Origin of the sequence: Streptomyces sp. NBC_01750 (assembly GCF_035918095.1) — a bacterium.
Classification (GTDB): Bacteria; Actinomycetota; Actinomycetes; order Streptomycetales; family Streptomycetaceae; genus Streptomyces.
On record NZ_CP109137.1, the window covers coordinates 7,186,158 to 7,204,467 of the forward strand.

Genomic DNA, 18,310 nt, shown 5'->3' on the forward strand with positions numbered 1-18,310 from the left:
GTGCATGCAGGCAGTCCCCTTGCGCCACCCCCGGAGAGACACACCGCCGCCCGCACGTTCCGCCGACGCGGCGGCTACCTTCTCTACGCCCTGGCCGCCGGCTGACCGCGTCGTCGTCGCCAGTAGCGCGCGCCTCGAGCACCCCCGCCCCACGACCTCAATGGCGCCGAGTCCGTCCACCGGACGCATTACCGGGGGATCGATGCGATGCCCGACCTGAGGCAAGCCGTTCGTTCGTCACGAACGGAGAGCGAGGCGGACGCACCCCTTGTGGGAGGGCACAGCCTGTGGCATATAGGTCTGGACCATTTCCGTCCCCCTGCGGAGGTCCGACCGTGCAACGTCCCCCCACACTCGCCGCGTTGGCCTGCGCGGCCGCTTTCCTCCTCACCGCCTGTGGCGGGGAGGAAAAGGACACAACGAGCCCCAGTACGCCCCCCGGCGTGACCGTGCAGGCGGGCAGTGCCACGTCCGTGCATGTCATGTGGGGGCAGGCCACCGACGACAAGGCGGTCGCCGGATACGAGGTCTTCCAGAGGGGTGCCCGCGTCAAGACGCTGCCGGCCACCAAACAGATGGTGGACATCGACCGGCTGAGTCCCAAGACCGCCTACAGCTTCACCGTGCGGGCCCGGGACGCCGCCGGGAACCTGTCGAAGCCGAGTCCGGCCATATCCGTCACCACTCCAGCCCCCACTCCCGAGGACAAGAAGGCACCCACCCAGCCGCCCAAGCTGCGGGGCAATGTCGACGGCGAGCGGGCCGTCACGCTCACTTGGGGGCGGGCCGTCGACAACATCGAAGTGACGTCGTACGACATCTACCAGGAGGACTCCCGCATCCACACCGTGTCCGGCAGCGAGACCAGCGCCCGCGTCACCGGCCTGCGGCCCGGCACCGTGTACACCTTCACCGTTCGGGCGCGTGACGCCGCCGAGAACTCCTCGCCGGACAGCAACGCTCTGGATCTCACCACTGAGGCCGCGCCGGGCAAGGGTCCCAGCACCGCGCCCAGTGACGTGAAGGCGACGGTCAGGAAGGGCACTGTCGAGCTGACCTGGACACCGCCGCAGACCGGCGGGCCGGTCAAGGAACATCAGCTGTTCCTCAACGGGAAGCCGGCGACGACCATCGTCTGGGGCGCCGCGCCGCCCGCCGGGAAGGCGACGTACACGATCATGGTCACGGACAAGCCCGGCACCCGCTACAGCATCAAGCTCCGGGCCAAGCTGCCCGACGGCAAGTGGGGTGACTTCTCCGCGCAGCGCACGGTCGAGGTCCGTTAGGGCGCTGACGCCCGGGTCTTGGCATCGGTTGACAGAGCAAACGCGTGGGGGCGGCCCGGGAACACCCGGTCCCGCCCCCACGTACGCTCAGCTCCTCGCGGCGAACTCCACGAACGCGGCCCATCCTTGAGGTGCGACCGACAGGACGGGTCCCGTCTTGGCCTTCGAGTCCCGCACGCGGATGGTGCCGGGGCAGACGGCGACCTCGACGCATTCGCCGCCCTCACCGCTGCTGTAACTGCTCTTGAACCAGGCCGATTCGGGCACAGCCCGCTCAGGCTCTTGGATGCTCATCTCTCTCCCAGCAACTTCTCGACGAGGATCAGCGATTCACGCGGAGTGAGTGCCTGAGCTCGCAGGATTCCATATTGCTCCTCGATCTCCCGGACAGACTTCCGCTCCGTATAGAGGCGGCTGTCCTTGTGCGCCTCCACGTAGGCGATCCTCCGCCCTTCCTTCGTCTCGATCAAGGTGAACGGTCCAGCCAGACCGGCGTGCTCCTCGCGCTCGGTCGGCATCACCTGGACCTCCACGTTGCGCTGTTGTCCAGAAAGCAGGAGCTGCTCCAACTGCCCCCGCATCACGGACGGTCCGCCAAGAGGGCGGCGCAGCACCGTCTCCTCGATGACGAAACTGACAGTGGGCAACGGCTTGCGTGAAAGGATCTCCTGACGAGCCAGCCGAGCCGCCACCCGCTGAGCAACGGTGTTCTCATCCAGCAGGGGTCGGCGCATCGCGAACACCGCACGTGCGTACTCCTCCGATTGGAGCAGGCCGGGGACGGCCTGGGTCGCGTATACGTGCAACTCAACCGCGTCGGCCTCCAACCGCGCCGCATCCCGGAAGAAGGCCGGGTACTGCGCCCGCTCCACCTCCTCCTTCATCTCCTGGAGGACGCCGCCCGCCTCCAGTACCTCATCCGCCTTGTCGATGAACCTCGGCGGCGGAATCCGCCGCCCCTGTTCGAACGACGCGATCGTCGCTCCCGAGTACCCCGTACGCGATCCGAACTCGGGCCGTTCCAGTCCCGCCCGCACCCGGAACCGCTTCAACTGCCGCCCGAACACGTGCAGTACGCCTGACCCCGGCTCGTACTCGCTCCGCTCCATCCGACCGTCATGGTCTTCCATGCCGCACCACCTCCCCGGGCCAACACCCCCGGTACCGTCCCGGGACACGCCGCCCACCGCGTACAAGCACCGCCTCGACTCGTACACCGCACAGTGGTCAGCGAATTACTCCTGGTCAAGGCTACGCCGAGAGCACAACCGTGGACCCATGAACAGCGCAGCTCCCTCCTCCGGGGCCACCCCCGCACTCACCGCCCCCACCCACGAGTTCGCCATGCAGTTCACCTCCACCCCACGCGGTGCGCGCCTCGCTCGCCGTCTCGTCTCGCACAGACTCGACGAATGGGGCTACCCCTACAGCTCGTCCACCAACGAGGCCGTGACCCTCATCGCCGCAGAACTCACCGCCAACGCCGTACGCCACGGCCACGTTCCCGGCCGGGACTTTCACCTCCGGCTCACCGAGAGCGCCGACCGCGCCGTCCTCCGCATCGAGGTCGCCGACACCCGCAGCGAGCGGTGTCCCGTATCCGAAGCCCCCGGCACCCCGCCCCCCGACGAGGAATCGGGCCGCGGGCTGTACCTCGTCTCCCAGCTCGCCGACCGCTGGGGCGTCGCACCCCGCCCCGGTGCCCCCGGAAAATGCGTCTGGGCGGAGCTGCGACTGCTGCCCGGACGTCGGGACGACATGGCTCGCTGAGACGCAGGGCGGTGCACGGTCGTCATCCGCCGGACGGTTGCCGCAGTCGGCGAAACGTCCGGAAGAACGCCCGTACGTCGGCGACCAATGCCTCCGGCACCTCCATCGCCGCGAAGTGCCCGCCCCGGTCGAACTCCGACCACTGCACGATGTTGTTCGTCCGCTCCGCGATGTGCCGCAGCGGGATGAAGTTCTCCTGCGGGAAGTCGGCCAGGGCCGTCGGCGCGGTCGACGTCTCGGGTGCCGATCCCCAGTAGGCGGCGTGCGCCCTCTCGTAGTAGATACGGGCGGACGAGCCGGCGGTGCCCGTCAGCCAGTAGAGCATCACGTTGGTGAGCAGCTGGTCGCGGTCGACGGCATCCTCGGGCCGGTCGCGTGAGTCCGTCCACTCCTTGAACTTCTCGGCGACCCAGGCCAGTTGGCCGACCGGTGAGTCGGTCAGGGCGTAGGCCAGTGTCTGGGGCCGGGTGGACTGGATGTCGGCGTAGCCCTGTTTGTCGCGGCTCCACTCCTGGCCGCGCTTCCAGGAGGCCAGCGTGCGGTCCCGCTCCGCCGGGCTCAGCGCGGCCAGTTCGTCGGCGCGTGGCTCCTCGGTCGCGGAGGAGCCGGGCAGCAGGTTCAGGTGTACGCCGATGATCCGGTCGGTCTGGGTGCGGCCGAGTTCGCGGGAGATGGCCGCGCCCCAGTCGCCGCCCTGGGCGCCGTACCGGTCGTAGCCGAGACGCCGCATCAGCTCCGCGAACGCGGCGGCCACCCGGCGGAACTCCCACCCGGTCTCTCGTGTCGGGCCGGACAGGCCGAACCCCGGGATACTCGGCAGGACCAGGTGGAAGGCGTCGGACGGATCGCCGCCATGAGCCCGTGGGTCCGACAGCGGGCCGGCGACCTCGGCGAATTCGACGATTGAGCCCGGCCAGCCGTGCGTCATGATCAGCGGGGTCGCGTCGGGTTCCGGAGAACGGATGTGGGCGAAGTGGAGGTTCGCCCCGTCGATCGTGGTGGTGAACTGCGGCCATGTGTTCAGCCTGGCTTCGGTGGCGCGCCAGTCGTACTCGTGCCGCCAGTACCGCGCGAGCTCCTTCAGATAGTCGCGCGGGATGCCGTACGCCCACCCAACTCCGGGCAGTTCGTCAGGCCACCGGGTGCGATCGAGGCGCGCGTGCAGATCGTCCAGGTCGCCCTGGGGAATGTCGATGCGGAACGCGTGGATGCTCTCATCGGTACTCGTCACGGCTACGCATGCTAGGTCTGGCCGTTCGCCGGGGCGAACGGTATTCGCCGGGGTCGGCGCTTCAGTGCCCGGCCCCCGAACACCCCCGCACCGTCGACGTGCCATCACGCCTCCGGTCCGGTCCGGTCCATCGCGCCCCACGCTGCTCCAGGGGCGTGCTCAGCCATATCCGATTGCCCAAGGCCTGGGCGCCGTGGCACCCATGGCGCACGTTCCCACGAGGGACTTGCGACGCCGCGTCGCGGCCTGCGCCGCCTTGCGCCGCCTTGCGGTCCGGGCCGTGACCCTTCGGCCACCACAAGGCGATCGGTGTTTCAGCCGGTCGCCGGTTCTGTCTGTCCGCGCGTGCCCATGCACGGCACGGCCCAGTACGCGCGGTCGGACCAGCCGCACTTCTTGCCACCAGCTCGGACGTTCAGTCCAGCGACGTCACGCGCCTGTCCGCCAGTTGCGGACCACAGCGTGCTGCTACTCCTGAGCGCCGAAGTGGCGGCCGGGTCGTCGTGGGGCATCGGGCGTCCATGCCACTGCACGGCCCGGGCCTTCACCCGCGCCTCCGGTGCCATGATGATCGTCATCGGCGGGTTCCGGCTGGTGGAACGCCTGGCCGGCTGACGAGCCCGCCTCACCCCCTTAGCAGACCGTGATGTCCGTCGAAGGAGAGCATGTGGAAGACCAGACGCAGCAGGAAGAGGCGAGCCCCGAGGTGCAAAAGCGCATCCAGGACAGCTTCGACCGCCAGGGGCTGATGAGCCACCTCGGTGCGCGGATAACCCACATCGGACCCGGGCGTGTACACATCGAGCTCGCGAGCCGCCCCGAGGTGACCCAACAACACGGCTACTTCCACGCCGGTGCCACCGGCGCCATCGCGGACAGCGCCGGCGGCTATGCCGCGTACACGCTGTTCCCCGAGGACGCCGATGTGCTCACCGTCGAGTACAAGATCAACCTCCTCGCGCCCGCCGTCGGCGACCGCATCGAGGCGGTCGGGACAGTCCTGAAGGCCGGACGCACGCTGACCGTGTGCCAGTTGGAGGTGTTCGGCGTGCAGAACGACGGCGAGCGGAAGCTCGTCGCCAACGGGCAGCAGACACTGATCCGCGTCAACAGGCCCGCTCCGTGAACCCGCTGTCGACATTGCCGTCCTGGGTGACCTGGCGGCAGAGGCCGTTCCCCGACGCCGTTCCCCGCCGACTTCCAGCAGCAGACCACCGCCGGACCCACGGAGGGGCACTGCTTATTGAGGACGTCCCCGCCGTCCCCGCCGTCCGCGCGAGAGGCGCGGCGTGCGCAGTTCGCGACAGCGCGGCGCCCCCGGTGCTGTGCGGTACCCGGGGGGCGCCGTGCCACGGCCAGCGCGAAGTCAGCCGACCAGCTGCTCGTACGCCGACAGCGTCAGGAAGTCCTCGTAGTTCTCGTCCAGCGCCACCTTCAGCAGCAGATCGTGCGCCTGCTGCCAGTTGCCCGCCGTGAACGCCTCCTCGCCGATCTCCTCGCGGATCGCGGCCAGTTCCTCCGCCGCGACCTTGCGTACCAGGTCCGCGGTGGCGAGCTCGCCGTTCTCGAACACGACGCCCGCGTTGATCCACTGCCAGATCTGGGAGCGGGAAATCTCCGCGGTGGCCGCGTCCTCCATCAGGTTGAAGATCGCGACCGCGCCGAGGCCGCGCAGCCACGCCTCGATGTAGCGGGTGCCGACCTGGACGGCGTTGCGCAGACCGTCGTACGTGGGCTTGGCGTCCAGCGAGTCGATGGCGATCAGGTCGCCGGGCGCCACCGAGACATCCTCACGGAGGCGGTCCTTCTGGTTGGGCCTGGAACCCAGCACCGCGTCGAACGACGCCATCGCGATCGGGACCAGGTCCGGGTGCGCGACCCAGGAGCCGTCGAAGCCGTCGCCCGCCTCGCGGTCCTTGTCCGCCTTGACCTTCTCGAAGGCGACCTTGTTGACCTCGGCGTCGCGGCGGGACGGGATGAAGGCCGCCATGCCGCCGATGGCGTGGGCACCGCGCTTGTGGCAGGTGCGGACCAGCAGTTCGGTGTACGCGCGCATGAACGGCGCGGTCATCGTTACCGCGTTGCGGTCCGGGAGCACGAACTTGGCACCGCCGTCACGGAAGTTCTTGACGATCGAGAACAGATAGTCCCAGCGGCCCGCGTTCAGGCCGGCCGCGTGGTCGCGGAGCTCGTAGAGGATCTCCTCCATCTCGTACGCCGCGGTGATCGTCTCGATCAGGACGGTCGCGCGGACGGTGCCCTGCGGGATGCCGACGTACTCCTGCGAGAAGACGAAGATGTCGTTCCAGAGACGGGCCTCCAGGTGCGACTCCGTCTTCGGCAGGTAGAAGTACGGACCCTTGCCGAGCTCGATCAGGCGCTTGGCGTTGTGGAAGAAGTAGAGGCCGAAGTCGACCAGCGCCCCCGGGACCGGGCTGCCGTCGAGCTGCAGGTGACGCTCCTCCAGGTGCCAGCCGCGCGGGCGCATGACGACCGTCGCGAGCTCGTCGGCGGCCTTGAGGGCGTACGACTTGCCGGAGCGCGGGTCGGTGAAGTCGATCCGGCGCTCGTAGGCGTCGATCAGATTGAGCTGGCCGAGGACAACGTTCTCCCAGGTGGGAGCCGAGGCGTCCTCGAAGTCCGCGAGCCAGACCTTCGCGCCCGAGTTCAGGGCGTTGATGGTCATCTTGCGGTCGGTCGGTCCGGTGATCTCCACGCGGCGGTCGTTGAGCGCCGCCGGGGCCGGGGCCACCTTCCAGGAGTCGTCCGCGCGGATCGCGGCGGTCTCCGGGAGGAAGTCCAGTGTGGAAGTGCGGGCGATCTCGGCACGGCGCTCACCGCGGCGGGCGAGCAGCTCATCACGCCGCGGTGTGAACCGCCGGTGCAGCTCGGCCACAAAGGCGAGGGCCTCGTCGGTCAGGACCTCTTCCTGCCGGGGCAGGGTCTCGGCTTCGACGATGGCCAGCGGGGACGGCGCTGGTGCGGACATGAGCTGTCACTTCCTTCAGCGGGCGGTGCCTGGCGGCCGCCGGGCGTACAGGTACGGCACTCGGTGCCGCAAGAGCCGAGGTACGGTCGCGGGCGCCGTCCTGGGGTCGGGCGCTTCTGACCAGTGGATAGTAGTTTCCTCATGGTGGAAGTTCAATGGTTTGTTGATATCGAGATTCTCCGAGTCGACAGACCATGGCGCTGAGTGCCACGCCGTTCACTCAAGGTGTGCCAGATCCTCCGCCGTGTCGATGTCGTACGCCTCGGCGATGTCGCCGCACTCGATCAGCGCGAGCGAGGACTCGTGCGCCTTCAGATACGCGCGAGCGCCGCGGTCGCCGACCGCGCTCGCCGCGATGTCCTTCCAGCGGTGCGCGCCGAAGAGGACCGGATGCCCCCGCTCACCCCCGTACGCCGCCGCCGCGAGCGAATCCCTGGAGCGGTGCGCGGCGCGGACGCGGGCCACCGCCGCCGCGCCGATCCCCGGCTGGTCCACGAGAGAGACGAGCGCCGCGTCCGCCGCCGTGGTCTCGAGCGACTCCAGTCCCGCTCGCAGCGAGGAGCCCATGCCCTCCTCCCACTCGGGGTTGTCGACCAGTACGCAGCCGGAGAGGTCGGCCTCCTTCCGTACCCGGTCGGCGGCCGCCCCGAGCACCACATGCACCGGACCGCAGCCGCCCTCGCGCAGCACGCGTACCGCATGCTCGACCAGCGGCCTGCCGCGGTGCTCGAGCAGTGCCTTCGGGCGTCCGCCCAGCCGCCGCCCGCCGCCCGCCGCGAGCAGCAATCCGGCGACGGCCGGTTCCTTCGGTGGTTGTGCCATAAGGACTCCTTACCTCATTTGCGGGCGAAGCGCCGCGCGGTCCCCGGGTCCGCGCACGGGTCAGGAACCGCCCGTACCGCTCGGGTCGTCTGACGTTGGGAGCGCGGGGTGACCTTGGATAAGGTGCACCTCCGACACCGAAATTCGCCATGGGGGACGAGAGTTGATGAGTGGGCGCGCACACGGAAGAACGGTCTTCCAGCCGTTGGGCGAAGAGGACCCGCACAACGTCGCCGGGTACAGGATCGCCGCTCGCCTCGGCGCAGGCGGCATGGGCAAGGTCTACCTCTCGTACACGCCGGGCGGCCGCCCCATCGCCATCAAGGTGATCAGGCCGGATTTCGGTCAGGACCCCGAATTCCGCCGCCGCTTCGCTCAGGAGGTGCAGGCCGCGCAGCGCGTGCAGGGGCTGTACACCGCGCCGGTCATCGACGCCGACGCCGACGCCAAGCAGCCCTGGCTCGCCACGGCCTACGTCCCAGGACCCTCTCTCGCCGACGCGGTCAGCGAGCACGGCAAGCTGCCGGTGGAGACCGTGCTGCTGCTGGTCGCCGGGATCGCCGAGGCGCTGCACATCATCCACGGCGCGGGCATCGTCCATCGCGACCTCAAGCCGGCGAACGTCCTGCTCGCCTCGGACGGGCCGCGCGTCATCGACTTCGGCATCGCCCGGGCCGCCGACGCGACCTCGCTCACCAGCAGCGGCGTCACCATCGGCACTCCGTCCTTCATGGCCCCGGAGCAGGCGGCCGGCAGCCATGTCACCCCGGCCACCGACATCTTCGCGCTCGGCCAGGTCGCGGCGTACGCGGCGACGGGCAGCCCGGCCTTCGGCGAGGGCACCTCGCACGGCGTGCTCTACCGGATCGTGCACGAGGAGCCGGACCTCTCCGAACTGCCCGATCAACTGCGCGAGTTGGTGACCCGCTGCCTCGCCAAGGACCCGGAGGCACGTCCGTCGGTCGCCGACCTCCTCGCCATCTGCCAGACCGCCAACGCGGAAACGGTGCTGCGCCGTCCGGAGGAGTGGCTGCCGGGTGCGGTCGCCGCCGAGATCACCACGCGCAAGGCGGCCCCCGCGCCGCCCGCGACCCCGCCGCCCGCGACCCCGTCGGCCGGACAGCCGCAGGCCGCCGCTCCGCCCGCCGCCGCTCCGGTTGCGGGCCAGGCAGCCGCACCGATGCACGCGCCGGCCCCCGGCGCCGCACCGGTGACCCCGCCGCCGGTCCCCACGCCCACCGAGGCCTCCGCCCCGGCCACTCCGCCGCCCGGCTTCGGCCCTCCGCCGCAGACGCCGATGTACGGCTACCCGCACGCGCAGGCTGCCCCTCCGCAAACCCAGTCGGCGCCTCCGCAGTACCACCACCAGCCGGTGCAGCCGTACGGGACCGTCGCCGCGCCCGCCGCGCCCAAGAAGAAGACCGCCCGCAATCTGGCCATCGCCGTCGTCGCCACGCTGGTTCTCGGCGCGCTGGCAGGCGGCGGTGTGTACTTGGCCCTGTCCAAGGACAAGGGCAAGGACAATCAGTCGCAGGGCCAGGACAAGGGCCAGGCCTCGCCGGACGCGACCCCGCAGGCGGACGCCACATCGTCAGAGGCGCCGGGGCAGGATCGGTCCACGCCGCCCGCGGAGCCGGTGGCCGACCCGACGCCGAAGACCTACACGGGCCTCAACGTGGTGGACGACTACCACATCACGCTCGGCGACGAGCCGGTCAAGCCGGTCGGGGAGGACTCCTCCAACGCCGATCTCTCGTACAACTGGGACCTCGGCTGGATGGACGTCGAGAACGCGAAGCTGATTCTGCTGCGCACCGGTCAGAGCGCCGATCTGAACACCTGCCGGACCGAGACCCGGTACGCGGCCCGGCTCGAGCTCCAGAACCTTTCCAAGGGCGCAAAGTTCTGCGTACTGACCAACTCCGGGAACGTGGGCCTGGTGACCTACCAGGGGCAGTCGCCCGCATCGGATCCCAGCAGGTTCGTCACCCTCGACGTGACCGTCTGGCGCGGCGCCCTCTACCCCGTACAGCCGTCGTCCTGAATTACGTCCGCGGAGTGGCGCGCACCGCATCGCATGGCGTTAACTGGCCCGCGACCCAGGGTGGCTGACCGACGCCCCTGGGTCACCGGTGGCACAACGACGTGTGAGGGGGAAGACTTTGTTGCGGAGCGTGGGGCAGACGCGGGTGACCGGGAGCGGCGAGGACCCGAGGGCGACGGAGTTGCGTCTTGCGGTCTCCCGGCTCCGCCGTGAACTCGCCGGTCATCCCGCGGAGTTCCCCGACCGGGGCATCGCCGAGGACGAACTGGCCGTGCTGGCAGCGATGGTGGCCGGCGGCGCCCCGGAAATCCCGCGTATGCGCCGCTCGCTTCTGCTGATCGCGGGCGCGATCGGCTCGGTCAGCGCGCTGGCGCCGGCGCTGATGGAGGTACGGAACGCGGTCGACCTCTTCGGCGAGGTACCGCCGCGGTGGCGCGCCTGAGGGCAGGGTCCGTCCGGCGGCCGTTCGTCCGCGATGCCCCCTGAGCCCGACCCTCAGAGCGCGGCCCGCGATCACATCGACGCGCTGCGGCGGTATCTGGCGGAGCTGGTGGCCGCCGCGGGCCGCCCCGCCTGGTTGTCGGAGCCCCTTCTGCTGCTCGTGGAGGGTGCGATCACGACAGCCGCGATCTCCGGAGGCGGCGCGACGGCAGGTCGGGCCCGGGAGGCGGCGCGCCTTCTGCTGGATGCGGATCGCTCGCAGGTCCCGGCACCGTGAAGGCGACTGCGCCGGTGACTCGTGGTCGCCGGCGCAGTCGCGTTCTTCTGTGTGGGTCGTCGAGGGTCCTAGCCCTGTGCCGCCGTGCTCGCGAGCGCCGCCGAGAGATCCTGGGCGACCTCCTGAAGGATCGGGACGATCTTCTCCGTGGCCGCCTCGGTGACCCTGCCCGCCGGGCCCGAGATCGAGACCGCCGCCGCCGTCGGAGAGTTGGGCACCGGGACGGCGAGGCAGCGGACCCCGATCTCCTGCTCGTTGTCGTCCACCGCGTAGCCCGTGCGCCGTACCTGCTCGAGCGCGTCGAGGAAGGCGTCGGGCGTCGTGATCGTCTTCTCGGTGGCGGCCGGCATGCCGGTCCGGGCGAGCAGGGCCCGTACCTCCTCCGGCGGGGTGTGCGCGAGCAGCGCCTTGCCCACGCCCGTCGAGTGCGGCAGAACGCGGCGGCCGACCTCGGTGAACATGCGCATGGAGTGCTTGGACGGCACCTGTGCGACATACACGATCTCGTCGCCGTCGAGCAGTGCCATGTTCGCCGTCTCGCCGGTCTCCTCGACCAGACGGGCGAGGTAGGGGCGGGCCCAGGTGCCGAGCAGCCGGGAGGCGGACTCGCCCAGGCGGATCAGCCGGGGGCCGAGCGCGTAGCGGCGATTGGGCTGCTGGCGTACATAACCGCAGTCCACCAGTGTCCGCATGAGACGGTGGATCGTGGGCAGCGGCAGGCCGCTGCTGGCGGAGAGCTCGCTCAGCCCGACCTCGCCGCCGGCGTCGGCCATTCTCTCGAGCAGGTCGAAGGCGCGCTCCAGGGACTGCACGCCACCGCTGGAAGCGGTCTTGGCGGCGTCGGTGGTGCTGGCGCTGGACGTCGGCACGTCAACGGTCCTTTCGGGCAGGCGGGCAAGTCAGCAGCCTACCGGGCGCCTCTGCCCGGCACATCGCTCTCGTCAAGGCGTCTTCGCCGGTCAGGGCCGGTTTGTCCCTGCGTCGGCGGTCACCTCCGGAGGTCTTCCGCCGGTCTCTTCCGTCAAATCTACCTTCTGCTTCGCGAAATCCCGGTTTCGCGTTGTGGAAACTGTCAAGTCCCCGGCGCGGACCGGGTGGGTCTTGACGGACCGGGCTCCGGAGTGAAGACTTCTTCAACAGTTCGTTGAATTTCACGGTGTGGATTCGCTGTACGGAAGGGACGTGAGGGTACGGGTGTCCGACAGGGACGTGAACCTGGTACTGCGCTCGACGCGCGTCATCACCCCGGAGGGGACCCGGGCCGCATCGGTCACCGTCGCCGCCGGAAAGATCGCGGCGGTACTGCCGTACGACGCCGAGGTGCCGTACGGGGCCCGGCTGGAGGACTTCGGGGACGATGTCGTGCTCCCCGGCCTCGTCGACACCCATGTCCATGTGAACGACCCCGGCCGCACCGAGTGGGAGGGCTTCTGGACCGCCACCCGCGCGGCAGCGGCCGGCGGTATCACCACCCTGCTGGACATGCCCCTGAACTCCCTCCCGCCGACCACCACGGTCGAGAACCTCGCCGCCAAGCGGGAGGTGGCCCGCAGCAAGGCGCATATCGACGTCGGCTTCTGGGGCGGCGCGATCCCGTCCAATGTGAAGGACCTGCGGCCGCTGCACGACGCCGGAGTCTTCGGCTTCAAGAGCTTTCTGTCGCCGTCGGGCGTGGAGGAGTTCCCCGAGCTCGACCAGGAGCAGCTCGCCCGTTCCATGGCCGAGATCGCCGGCTTCGGCGGCCTGCTGATCGTGCATGCCGAGGACCCGCACCACCTCGCCGCCGCGCCGCAGGAGTCCGGGCCGAAGTACGCCGACTTCCTCGCCTCCCGGCCGCGCGACGCCGAGAACACCGCGATCGAAGGCCTGATCGCGCAGGCCGAGCGGCGGGGCGCCCAGGTGCATGTACTGCACCTGTCCTCCTCCGACGCGCTGCCGATGATCGCGGCCGCCAAACGGCGGGGCGTGAGGATCTCGGTCGAGTCCTGCCCGCACTTCCTCACCCTCACGGCGGAGGAAGTCCCGGACGGGGCAACGGAGTTCAAATGCTGTCCGCCCATCCGCGAGGCGGCGAACCAGGACGCGCTGTGGGAGGGCCTGGCGGACGGGACGATCGACTGCATCGTCTCCGACCACTCGCCCTGCACCACCGATCTGAAGACCCAGGACTTCGCGTCCGCCTGGGGCGGCATCTCCTCGCTCCAGCTGGGCCTCCCGGCGATCTGGACCGAGGCCCGCAAACGCGGCCGCACGCTCGAGGACGTCGTCCGCTGGATGTCGGCGGCTCCGGCAGAGCTCGCAGGCCTGAGCCGGAAGGGCGCCATCGAGGCGGGCCGTGACGCGGACTTCGCGGTCCTCGCGCCCGACGAGACCTTCACCGTCGACCCGGCCGAGCTCCACCACCGCAATCAGGTCACGGCGTACGCCGGCAAGACCCTGCAAGGAGTCGTCAGGTCGACGTGGCTGCGCGGCGAACGCATCGTGGAGAACGGCACCCTGGCCGAGCCGACCGGCCGGCTGCTCGAAAGGAATATCTGATCGTGTCCATTCCTTCTTTCACCGGTGACGCCGACCCGTTCGCAGGCGGCGACCCGTACGCCGACTACCGCACGGCCGACTTTCCCTTCGCGCACCACGCCGACCTCGCCGACCGGCGGCTCGGCGCGGGCGTCATCGCCGCCAATGACGAGTTCTTCGCCGAGCGCGAGAACATGCTGAAGCCCGGGGCCGCGGAGTTCGACCCGGAGCACTTCGGCCACAAGGGCAAGATCATGGACGGCTGGGAGACCCGCCGTCGCCGCGGTGTGAGCGCCGCGCAGCCGCACCCGACCGACGAGGATCACGACTGGGCGCTGGTACGGCTCGGTGCGCCAGGCGTCGTACGCGGCATCGTCATCGACACCGCCCACTTCCGCGGCAACTACCCGCAGGCGGTGTCGGTCGAGGCCGTGGCTGTCTCCGGTTCGCTCTCGCCCGAGGACCTCCTGGCCGACGACGTGAAGTGGACGGTGCTCGTCCCCCGTACCGCCGTCGGCGGCCACGCGGCGAACGGGTTCGCGGTCGACGTGGAGCAACGCTTCACACACCTGCGAGTCAACCAGCACCCCGACGGCGGCATCGCCCGTCTGCGGGTCTACGGCGAGGTCGCGCCCGACCCGGCGTGGCTCGGCGTGCTGGGCACCTTCGACCTCGTGGCGCTGGAGAACGGCGGCCGCGTCGAGGACGCCTCCGACCGCTTCTACTCCCCGGCCACCAACACCATCCAGCCGGGCCGCTCCCGCAAGATGGACGACGGCTGGGAGACCCGCCGCCGCCGGGACAAGGGCAACGACTGGATCCGCTACCAGCTGGTGGCGCAGGCCGAGATCCGCGCGGTGGAGATCGACACGGCGTATCTGAAGGGCAACAGCGCAGGGTGGGCGGCGGTTTCGCTCCGCGACGGCGATGCGGGGGAGTGGGCGGAGATCCTCCCGCGTACGCGTCTCCAGCCGGACACGAATCACCGCTTTGTCTTGGGTGCGCCTGCGGTGGGCACCCACGTCCGGGTGGACATCTACCCCGACGGCGGCATATCGCGCCTGCGTCTCTTCGGTTCGCTCACCGAGACGGGCGCCACCAGCCTGGCGGCGCGCCACCAGGAACTGGGCGGCTGAGCCGGGTCCTTCCCTGAGCCGGGGCTCTGCCCCGGAGCCCGCGCCTCAATCGCCGGCGGGGCTTGATTTCCGCCCCGCAGCCCGCGCCTCAATCGCCGGCGGGGCTTGATTTCCGCCCCGGAGCCCGAGCCTCGTATCCGGCGGGGCTTGATTTCCGCCCCGGAGCCCGAGCCTCGTATCCGGCGGGGCTCGATTTCTGCCCCGGAGCCCGAGCCTCGTATCCGGCGGGGCTTGATTTCCGCCCCGGAGCCCGAGCCTCGTATCCGGCGGGGCTCGATTTCTGCCCCGGAGCCCGAGCCTCGTATCCGGCGAGGCTTGATTTCCGCCCGGAGCCCGAGCCTCGTATCCGGCGGGGCTTGATTTCCGCCCGGGTGAGCTTGAAGTTCCGGCCGGACGGGCGGGAGAGTCAGCCCGTCCGGCGATCGAGGACACACCCGCAGGGCCTACGCGGGCCTGGGGCCGAGCCCCCGTCACGCCGCGTGGCCGCCGTCCACCGACAGTTCCGTGCCCGTGATGTACGCCGCCTCGTCGCTCGCCAAGTACGCAACCAGGGACGCCACTTCCTCCGCGCTGCCGAAACGGCCCAGCGCCGTGTCCGCCTTCTGCGGCTCGGCGTACGGGCCGTCGGCCGGGTTCATGTCCGTGTCGATCGGGCCCGGGTGGACCAGGTTCGCCGTGATGCCGCGCCCGCCCAGCTCCCGGGCCAGCGCCTTGGTCAGGCCGGTCAGCGCGGACTTGCTCATCGCGTAGAGCGTGCCGCCGGGACCCGGCACGTGCTGTGCCATGCAACTGCCGATGGAGACGATCCGCCCGCCGCGTTCCATCCGGGCAGCCGCCGCCTGCGCGGCGAGGAACACCGCTCGTACGTTCACATCGAGCACCTGGTCCACATCGCCTGCGGACAGTTGCCCGATGGGGCCGAGTACGCCGACGCCCGCGTTGTTGACCAGGATGTCGAGCCGCCCGAGCCGGTCCGCGGCCCGGGCGACGGCCGCGCCGGGTGCCTCGGCGTCCGCCGCGTCCGCCCGCAGCGCGAGACCCCGCTGCCCCGTCGCCTCGATCTTGCGGACCACCGCCTGGGCGGCGTCCTCGCCGCGCACGTACGTGATTGCCACATCGACTCCCTCCCGCGCGAGCCGCAGGGCGATCGCCGCCCCCATGCCGCGACTGCCACCGGTCACCAGAGCCGTCCTGGACATCCCGTACCCCTTTTGTCAGTGGTGGTTACGACCTCAAGGAAAGCGGCCCTGCTTCCTCGGTGCTGGCGGCAAACGGACGTTGAATCCCGGTGTGACCCTTCAGAAGAGACCGTCGGCTCCGGGCAGATGGCTGTCGTCTCCCTCGAGGGCCTTGTCACCGACCTGAAGAAGGCCCAGGGCGGTGACAAGCAGGGCCCGACCGGCGGGCTCTTCTCCACCAACGCCGGTTGGGCTCCCCGGCCCCGCCGGCCGACCGATGAATTCCCGGCGCGGGCAGGGTCTGAGCCTATGAACGGAACACCGCACACAGGAAGCAGGCACTTGCCATGGGACAGCTCTCCATCACCACCTTTGTCACCCTCGACGGCGTCATGCAGGCCCCCGGCGGACCGAACGAGGACCCCAGCGGCGGCTTCGAGCTCGGCGGCTGGTCCGTGCCGTACGGCGACGACGACTTCGGCCGGTTCGTGACGGAGGTCTTCGAACGGGCGGGCGCCTTCCTGCTCGGCCGCCGTACGTACGAGATCTTCGCGAGCTACTGGCCCAAGGTGACCGACCCCGGCAACCCGATCGCATCGCGGCTCAACTCCCTGCCGAAGTACGTCGCCTCGCGCACCCTCGAAAAGGCCGACTGGGCCGGCTCCACCGTCATCGACGGTGACCTCGCCAAGGAGGTCGCGGCGCTCAAGGAGCGCACGGACGGTGAGCTTCAGGTCCACGGCAGCGGCAGCCTTGCCCACTTCCTCATGGCACACGACCTGATCGACACATTTCATCTGCTCCTCTTCCCCGTCGTCCTGGGCACTGGCCGCCGTCTGTTCGCCAACGGCGCGGTACCGACCGCGTTCCGGCACGTCGGGGCGCGTGTCACGGGCACGGGTGTGGCCATCCACACGTACGAGCTGGCGGGCCGCCCCGAGTACGGCACATACGAGGACGAATAAAGCGTGTAGCACTCACGGGTCCACCCGGGTACGGTGATCGCTCCGCGTGCGAGCCGCCGAAGTCTCCACCCTGTCGGAACCGCTGGAGACCCAGGTGTCGTCGATCGCCGTACCCGCTGCCGCCCTCGCGCCCCGACGCGCCTGGCTCACCGACCTGCCCGTGCTGCTTGTGGCCGTGGTGTGGGGCGCCAGCTATCTCGCGGCGAAAGGCATCACCACCACACACACGGTCGTCGCCGTGCTGGTGCTCCGCTTCGCGCTCGTCCTGCCGGCGCTGGCCGTGGCAGGCCACCGCAAGCTGCGGGCGCTGACCGGCGCGCAGTGGCGCGGCGCCGCTCTCCTCGGGCTCGTACTGAGCGGGATCTTCCTGCTCGAGACGTACGGAGTCGTGCACACCTCCGCCACCAACGCCGGGCTCATCATCAGCCTCACCATGATTTTCACGCCGCTCGCCGAGGCCGCGGTGAGCAGGACCCGGCCGCCTCGGGCCTTTGTGGCCGCGGCCGGCCTCTCCGTCGTCGGCGTGGTGCTGCTGACCCAGGGCGGCGGCCTCACCACACCTTCGCCCGGCGATCTGCTGATGCTGCTGGCCGCGCTCGCCCGTACCGTCCATGTGCTGGCGATGGCGAGGATAAAGGCGGTGCGGGGCGCGGACTCGCTCTCGCTGACGACGGTCCAACTGGGCAGCGCGGTCGCCGTGTTCGCGCTACTGGCCGCCGTCCCCGGTACCGGCGCCTCGCCCTGGTCGGTGGCTGCCGGCTTCGGACCGCGCGAATGGGCCGGGCTGCTGTTTCTCTCCCTCTTCTGCACGCTGTTCGCCTTCTTCGTGCAGATGTGGGCGGTACGCCGTACGTCGCCGTCCCGCGTCAGCCTGCTGCTCGGTACCGAGCCGCTGTGGGCGGCCGCCGCCGGTACAGCGATCGCGGGCGAACACCTCGGCGCGCTCGGACTGGTGGGCGCCGGCCTGGTCCTGGCGGGCACCACCTGGGGCAGGCGCGCGGCCGACCGTGCGGATTGCTAAGTTCTGGCGCCATGCGATCACTTGTGTACGACATAGAGTTCCGGGCGCGTGCCAAGCGAGTCCAGGCCTGGGGCTTCGGGCTGCTCTCCGCTGCGGCACTGCTGTGGGTGTGGTTCGGCGTCCTGCTGCTCACGCCGTACGACGTCGATGGCAGGTACGGCTCGTCGGACTGTGAGTCGCGGTTCTTCACGGAGCGTTCCACCGCCAACGAAGGGGCGGCGAACGGCACCAGGTGTGCGGCCGAGCGCGACTGGCCCGAACTTCTCGGCGTCCTCGGCCTGTCCGTCCCGCTGTCCCTCGTCGGCGCCGTGCTCCACACCAGCGGCAGCGTCAGCAACCGCATGAGCGAGCACCTCGCCGAAGTGACCCGACTGAACGAAGCCGCTGCCGCCTAAGCCTTCCGGCGCTGGTCCGCGATCATCAGCACCGCGAAGCCGACCACGGCGATCACAACGTTCGCGAAGATCTCCCGGCCGTGCAGAAAGCCGAAGTACTCGGTGACGAAACGCGTGAACCCGAGGAAGCGGAACCAGCCCGTCAGCTCGCGGAGCACTCCACAGACACCCACGACCAGCAGCACCGTGCCGACGCCTTCGAGAATCCTCTGGGCGCGGGCGGCGCGCACCGCTCCCG

20 protein-coding genes and 1 pseudogene are annotated in these 18,310 nt (G+C 70.1%); 13 read left to right on the plus strand and 8 right to left on the minus strand.

The annotated features are described in order from the left end of the window. Positions 1-335: 335 nt before the first annotated feature. On the plus strand, positions 336-1,286 hold the full coding sequence (locus OG966_RS32385; RefSeq protein WP_326653554.1) for a fibronectin type III domain-containing protein: 951 nt from the start codon (positions 336-338) through the stop codon (positions 1,284-1,286). Positions 1,287-1,373: 87 nt separating this feature from the next. On the opposite strand, the gene OG966_RS32390 is transcribed toward OG966_RS32385, so the two are convergent. Then, positions 1,374-1,580 (minus strand): DUF397 domain-containing protein, encoded by a 207-nt coding sequence (locus OG966_RS32390; protein WP_326653555.1) that lies wholly within the window; start codon positions 1,578-1,580, stop codon positions 1,374-1,376. Next, positions 1,577-2,416, minus strand: a complete 840-nt coding sequence (locus tag OG966_RS32395) for a helix-turn-helix domain-containing protein (RefSeq protein WP_326653556.1) — start codon at positions 2,414-2,416, stop codon at positions 1,577-1,579. The genes OG966_RS32390 and OG966_RS32395 overlap by 4 nt, the downstream gene beginning before the upstream one ends. 148 nt (positions 2,417-2,564) lie before the next feature. Between OG966_RS32395 and OG966_RS32400 the strand changes: the two genes are divergently transcribed. Continuing rightward, on the plus strand, positions 2,565-3,056 hold the full coding sequence (locus OG966_RS32400) for an ATP-binding protein (RefSeq protein WP_326653557.1): 492 nt from the start codon (positions 2,565-2,567) through the stop codon (positions 3,054-3,056). A 22-nt stretch (positions 3,057-3,078) separates the two neighbouring features. Here OG966_RS32400 and OG966_RS32405 read toward each other — a convergent pair whose 3' ends face one another. Further along, positions 3,079-4,287 carry an epoxide hydrolase family protein gene (locus OG966_RS32405; RefSeq protein WP_326653558.1) on the minus strand — a complete coding sequence of 403 codons (1,209 nt, stop codon included), beginning with the start codon at positions 4,285-4,287 and terminating at the stop codon, positions 3,079-3,081. A gap of 462 nt (positions 4,288-4,749) precedes the next feature. Here OG966_RS32405 and OG966_RS32410 point away from each other — a divergent pair, with 462 nt between their 5' ends. Next, positions 4,750-4,902 carry a hypothetical protein gene (locus OG966_RS32410; RefSeq protein WP_326653559.1) on the plus strand — a complete coding sequence of 51 codons (153 nt, stop codon included), beginning with the start codon at positions 4,750-4,752 and terminating at the stop codon, positions 4,900-4,902. A gap of 52 nt (positions 4,903-4,954) precedes the next feature. Further along, positions 4,955-5,413 (plus strand): PaaI family thioesterase, encoded by a 459-nt coding sequence (locus OG966_RS32415; protein WP_326653560.1) that lies wholly within the window; start codon positions 4,955-4,957, stop codon positions 5,411-5,413. A 240-nt stretch (positions 5,414-5,653) separates the two neighbouring features. Here OG966_RS32415 and aceB read toward each other — a convergent pair whose 3' ends face one another. Both aceB and OG966_RS32425 read right to left on the minus strand, forming a co-directional pair. Further along, complete coding sequence (gene aceB / locus OG966_RS32420; RefSeq protein ID WP_326653561.1) at positions 5,654-7,276, minus strand: malate synthase A; 1,623 nt, start codon at positions 7,274-7,276, stop codon at positions 5,654-5,656. 216 nt (positions 7,277-7,492) lie between these two features. Next, the gene (locus OG966_RS32425) at positions 7,493-8,098 is read right to left on the minus strand and encodes a nucleotidyltransferase family protein (protein ID WP_326653562.1); all 606 of its coding nucleotides are present in this window, start codon (positions 8,096-8,098) and stop codon (positions 7,493-7,495) included. Between the two features lie 166 nt (positions 8,099-8,264). Here OG966_RS32425 and OG966_RS32430 point away from each other — a divergent pair, with 166 nt between their 5' ends. From OG966_RS32430 to OG966_RS32440, 3 genes are all read left to right on the plus strand, one after another. Further along, positions 8,265-10,142, plus strand: coding sequence for a serine/threonine-protein kinase (locus OG966_RS32430; RefSeq protein WP_326653563.1), 1,878 nt, complete (start codon positions 8,265-8,267; stop codon positions 10,140-10,142). Positions 10,143-10,260: 118 nt separating this feature from the next. Next, the gene (locus OG966_RS32435) at positions 10,261-10,584 is read left to right on the plus strand and encodes a DUF5955 family protein (protein WP_326653564.1); all 324 of its coding nucleotides are present in this window, start codon (positions 10,261-10,263) and stop codon (positions 10,582-10,584) included. Positions 10,585-10,617: 33 nt separating this feature from the next. Continuing rightward, complete coding sequence (locus tag OG966_RS32440; protein ID WP_326653565.1) at positions 10,618-10,860, plus strand: hypothetical protein; 243 nt, start codon at positions 10,618-10,620, stop codon at positions 10,858-10,860. A 68-nt stretch (positions 10,861-10,928) separates the two neighbouring features. Here OG966_RS32440 and OG966_RS32445 read toward each other — a convergent pair whose 3' ends face one another. After that, on the minus strand, positions 10,929-11,729 hold the full coding sequence (locus tag OG966_RS32445; RefSeq protein ID WP_326653566.1) for an IclR family transcriptional regulator: 801 nt from the start codon (positions 11,727-11,729) through the stop codon (positions 10,929-10,931). Positions 11,730-12,054: 325 nt separating this feature from the next. On the opposite strand from OG966_RS32445, the gene allB reads away from it, so the two are divergent. Both allB and alc read left to right on the plus strand, forming a co-directional pair. After that, complete coding sequence (gene allB / locus OG966_RS32450) at positions 12,055-13,398, plus strand: allantoinase AllB (protein ID WP_326653567.1); 1,344 nt, start codon at positions 12,055-12,057, stop codon at positions 13,396-13,398. Further along, the gene (gene alc, locus OG966_RS32455; RefSeq protein ID WP_326655461.1) at positions 13,398-14,513 is read left to right on the plus strand and encodes an allantoicase; all 1,116 of its coding nucleotides are present in this window, start codon (positions 13,398-13,400) and stop codon (positions 14,511-14,513) included. The genes allB and alc overlap by 1 nt, the downstream gene beginning before the upstream one ends. A 470-nt stretch (positions 14,514-14,983) precedes the next feature. Here the strand turns inward: alc and OG966_RS32460 are convergent, their stop codons facing one another. Next, positions 14,984-15,712 carry an SDR family NAD(P)-dependent oxidoreductase gene (locus OG966_RS32460; protein ID WP_326653568.1) on the minus strand — a complete coding sequence of 243 codons (729 nt, stop codon included), beginning with the start codon at positions 15,710-15,712 and terminating at the stop codon, positions 14,984-14,986. 114 nt (positions 15,713-15,826) lie between these two features. On the opposite strand from OG966_RS32460, the pseudogene OG966_RS32465 reads away from it, so the two are divergent. From OG966_RS32465 to OG966_RS32480, 4 genes and pseudogenes are all read left to right on the plus strand, one after another. Then, positions 15,827-15,940: pseudogene (locus tag OG966_RS32465) on the plus strand (AIM24 family protein); the annotation flags it as partial. A 98-nt stretch (positions 15,941-16,038) separates the two neighbouring features. Continuing rightward, positions 16,039-16,656: a dihydrofolate reductase family protein gene (locus OG966_RS32470; protein WP_326653569.1), complete on the plus strand. Its 618-nt coding sequence runs from the start codon at positions 16,039-16,041 to the stop codon at positions 16,654-16,656. A 94-nt stretch (positions 16,657-16,750) separates the two neighbouring features. Continuing rightward, the gene (locus OG966_RS32475; RefSeq protein WP_326655462.1) at positions 16,751-17,677 is read left to right on the plus strand and encodes a DMT family transporter; all 927 of its coding nucleotides are present in this window, start codon (positions 16,751-16,753) and stop codon (positions 17,675-17,677) included. Positions 17,678-17,688: 11 nt separating this feature from the next. After that, the gene (locus OG966_RS32480; RefSeq protein WP_326653570.1) at positions 17,689-18,072 is read left to right on the plus strand and encodes a hypothetical protein; all 384 of its coding nucleotides are present in this window, start codon (positions 17,689-17,691) and stop codon (positions 18,070-18,072) included. Here OG966_RS32480 and OG966_RS32485 read toward each other — a convergent pair. Further along, on the minus strand, positions 18,069-18,302 hold the full coding sequence (locus tag OG966_RS32485) for a hypothetical protein (RefSeq protein WP_326653571.1): 234 nt from the start codon (positions 18,300-18,302) through the stop codon (positions 18,069-18,071). The two genes, OG966_RS32480 and OG966_RS32485, sit on opposite strands and share 4 nt — an antisense overlap. Between the last annotated feature and the right edge of the window lie 8 nt (positions 18,303-18,310).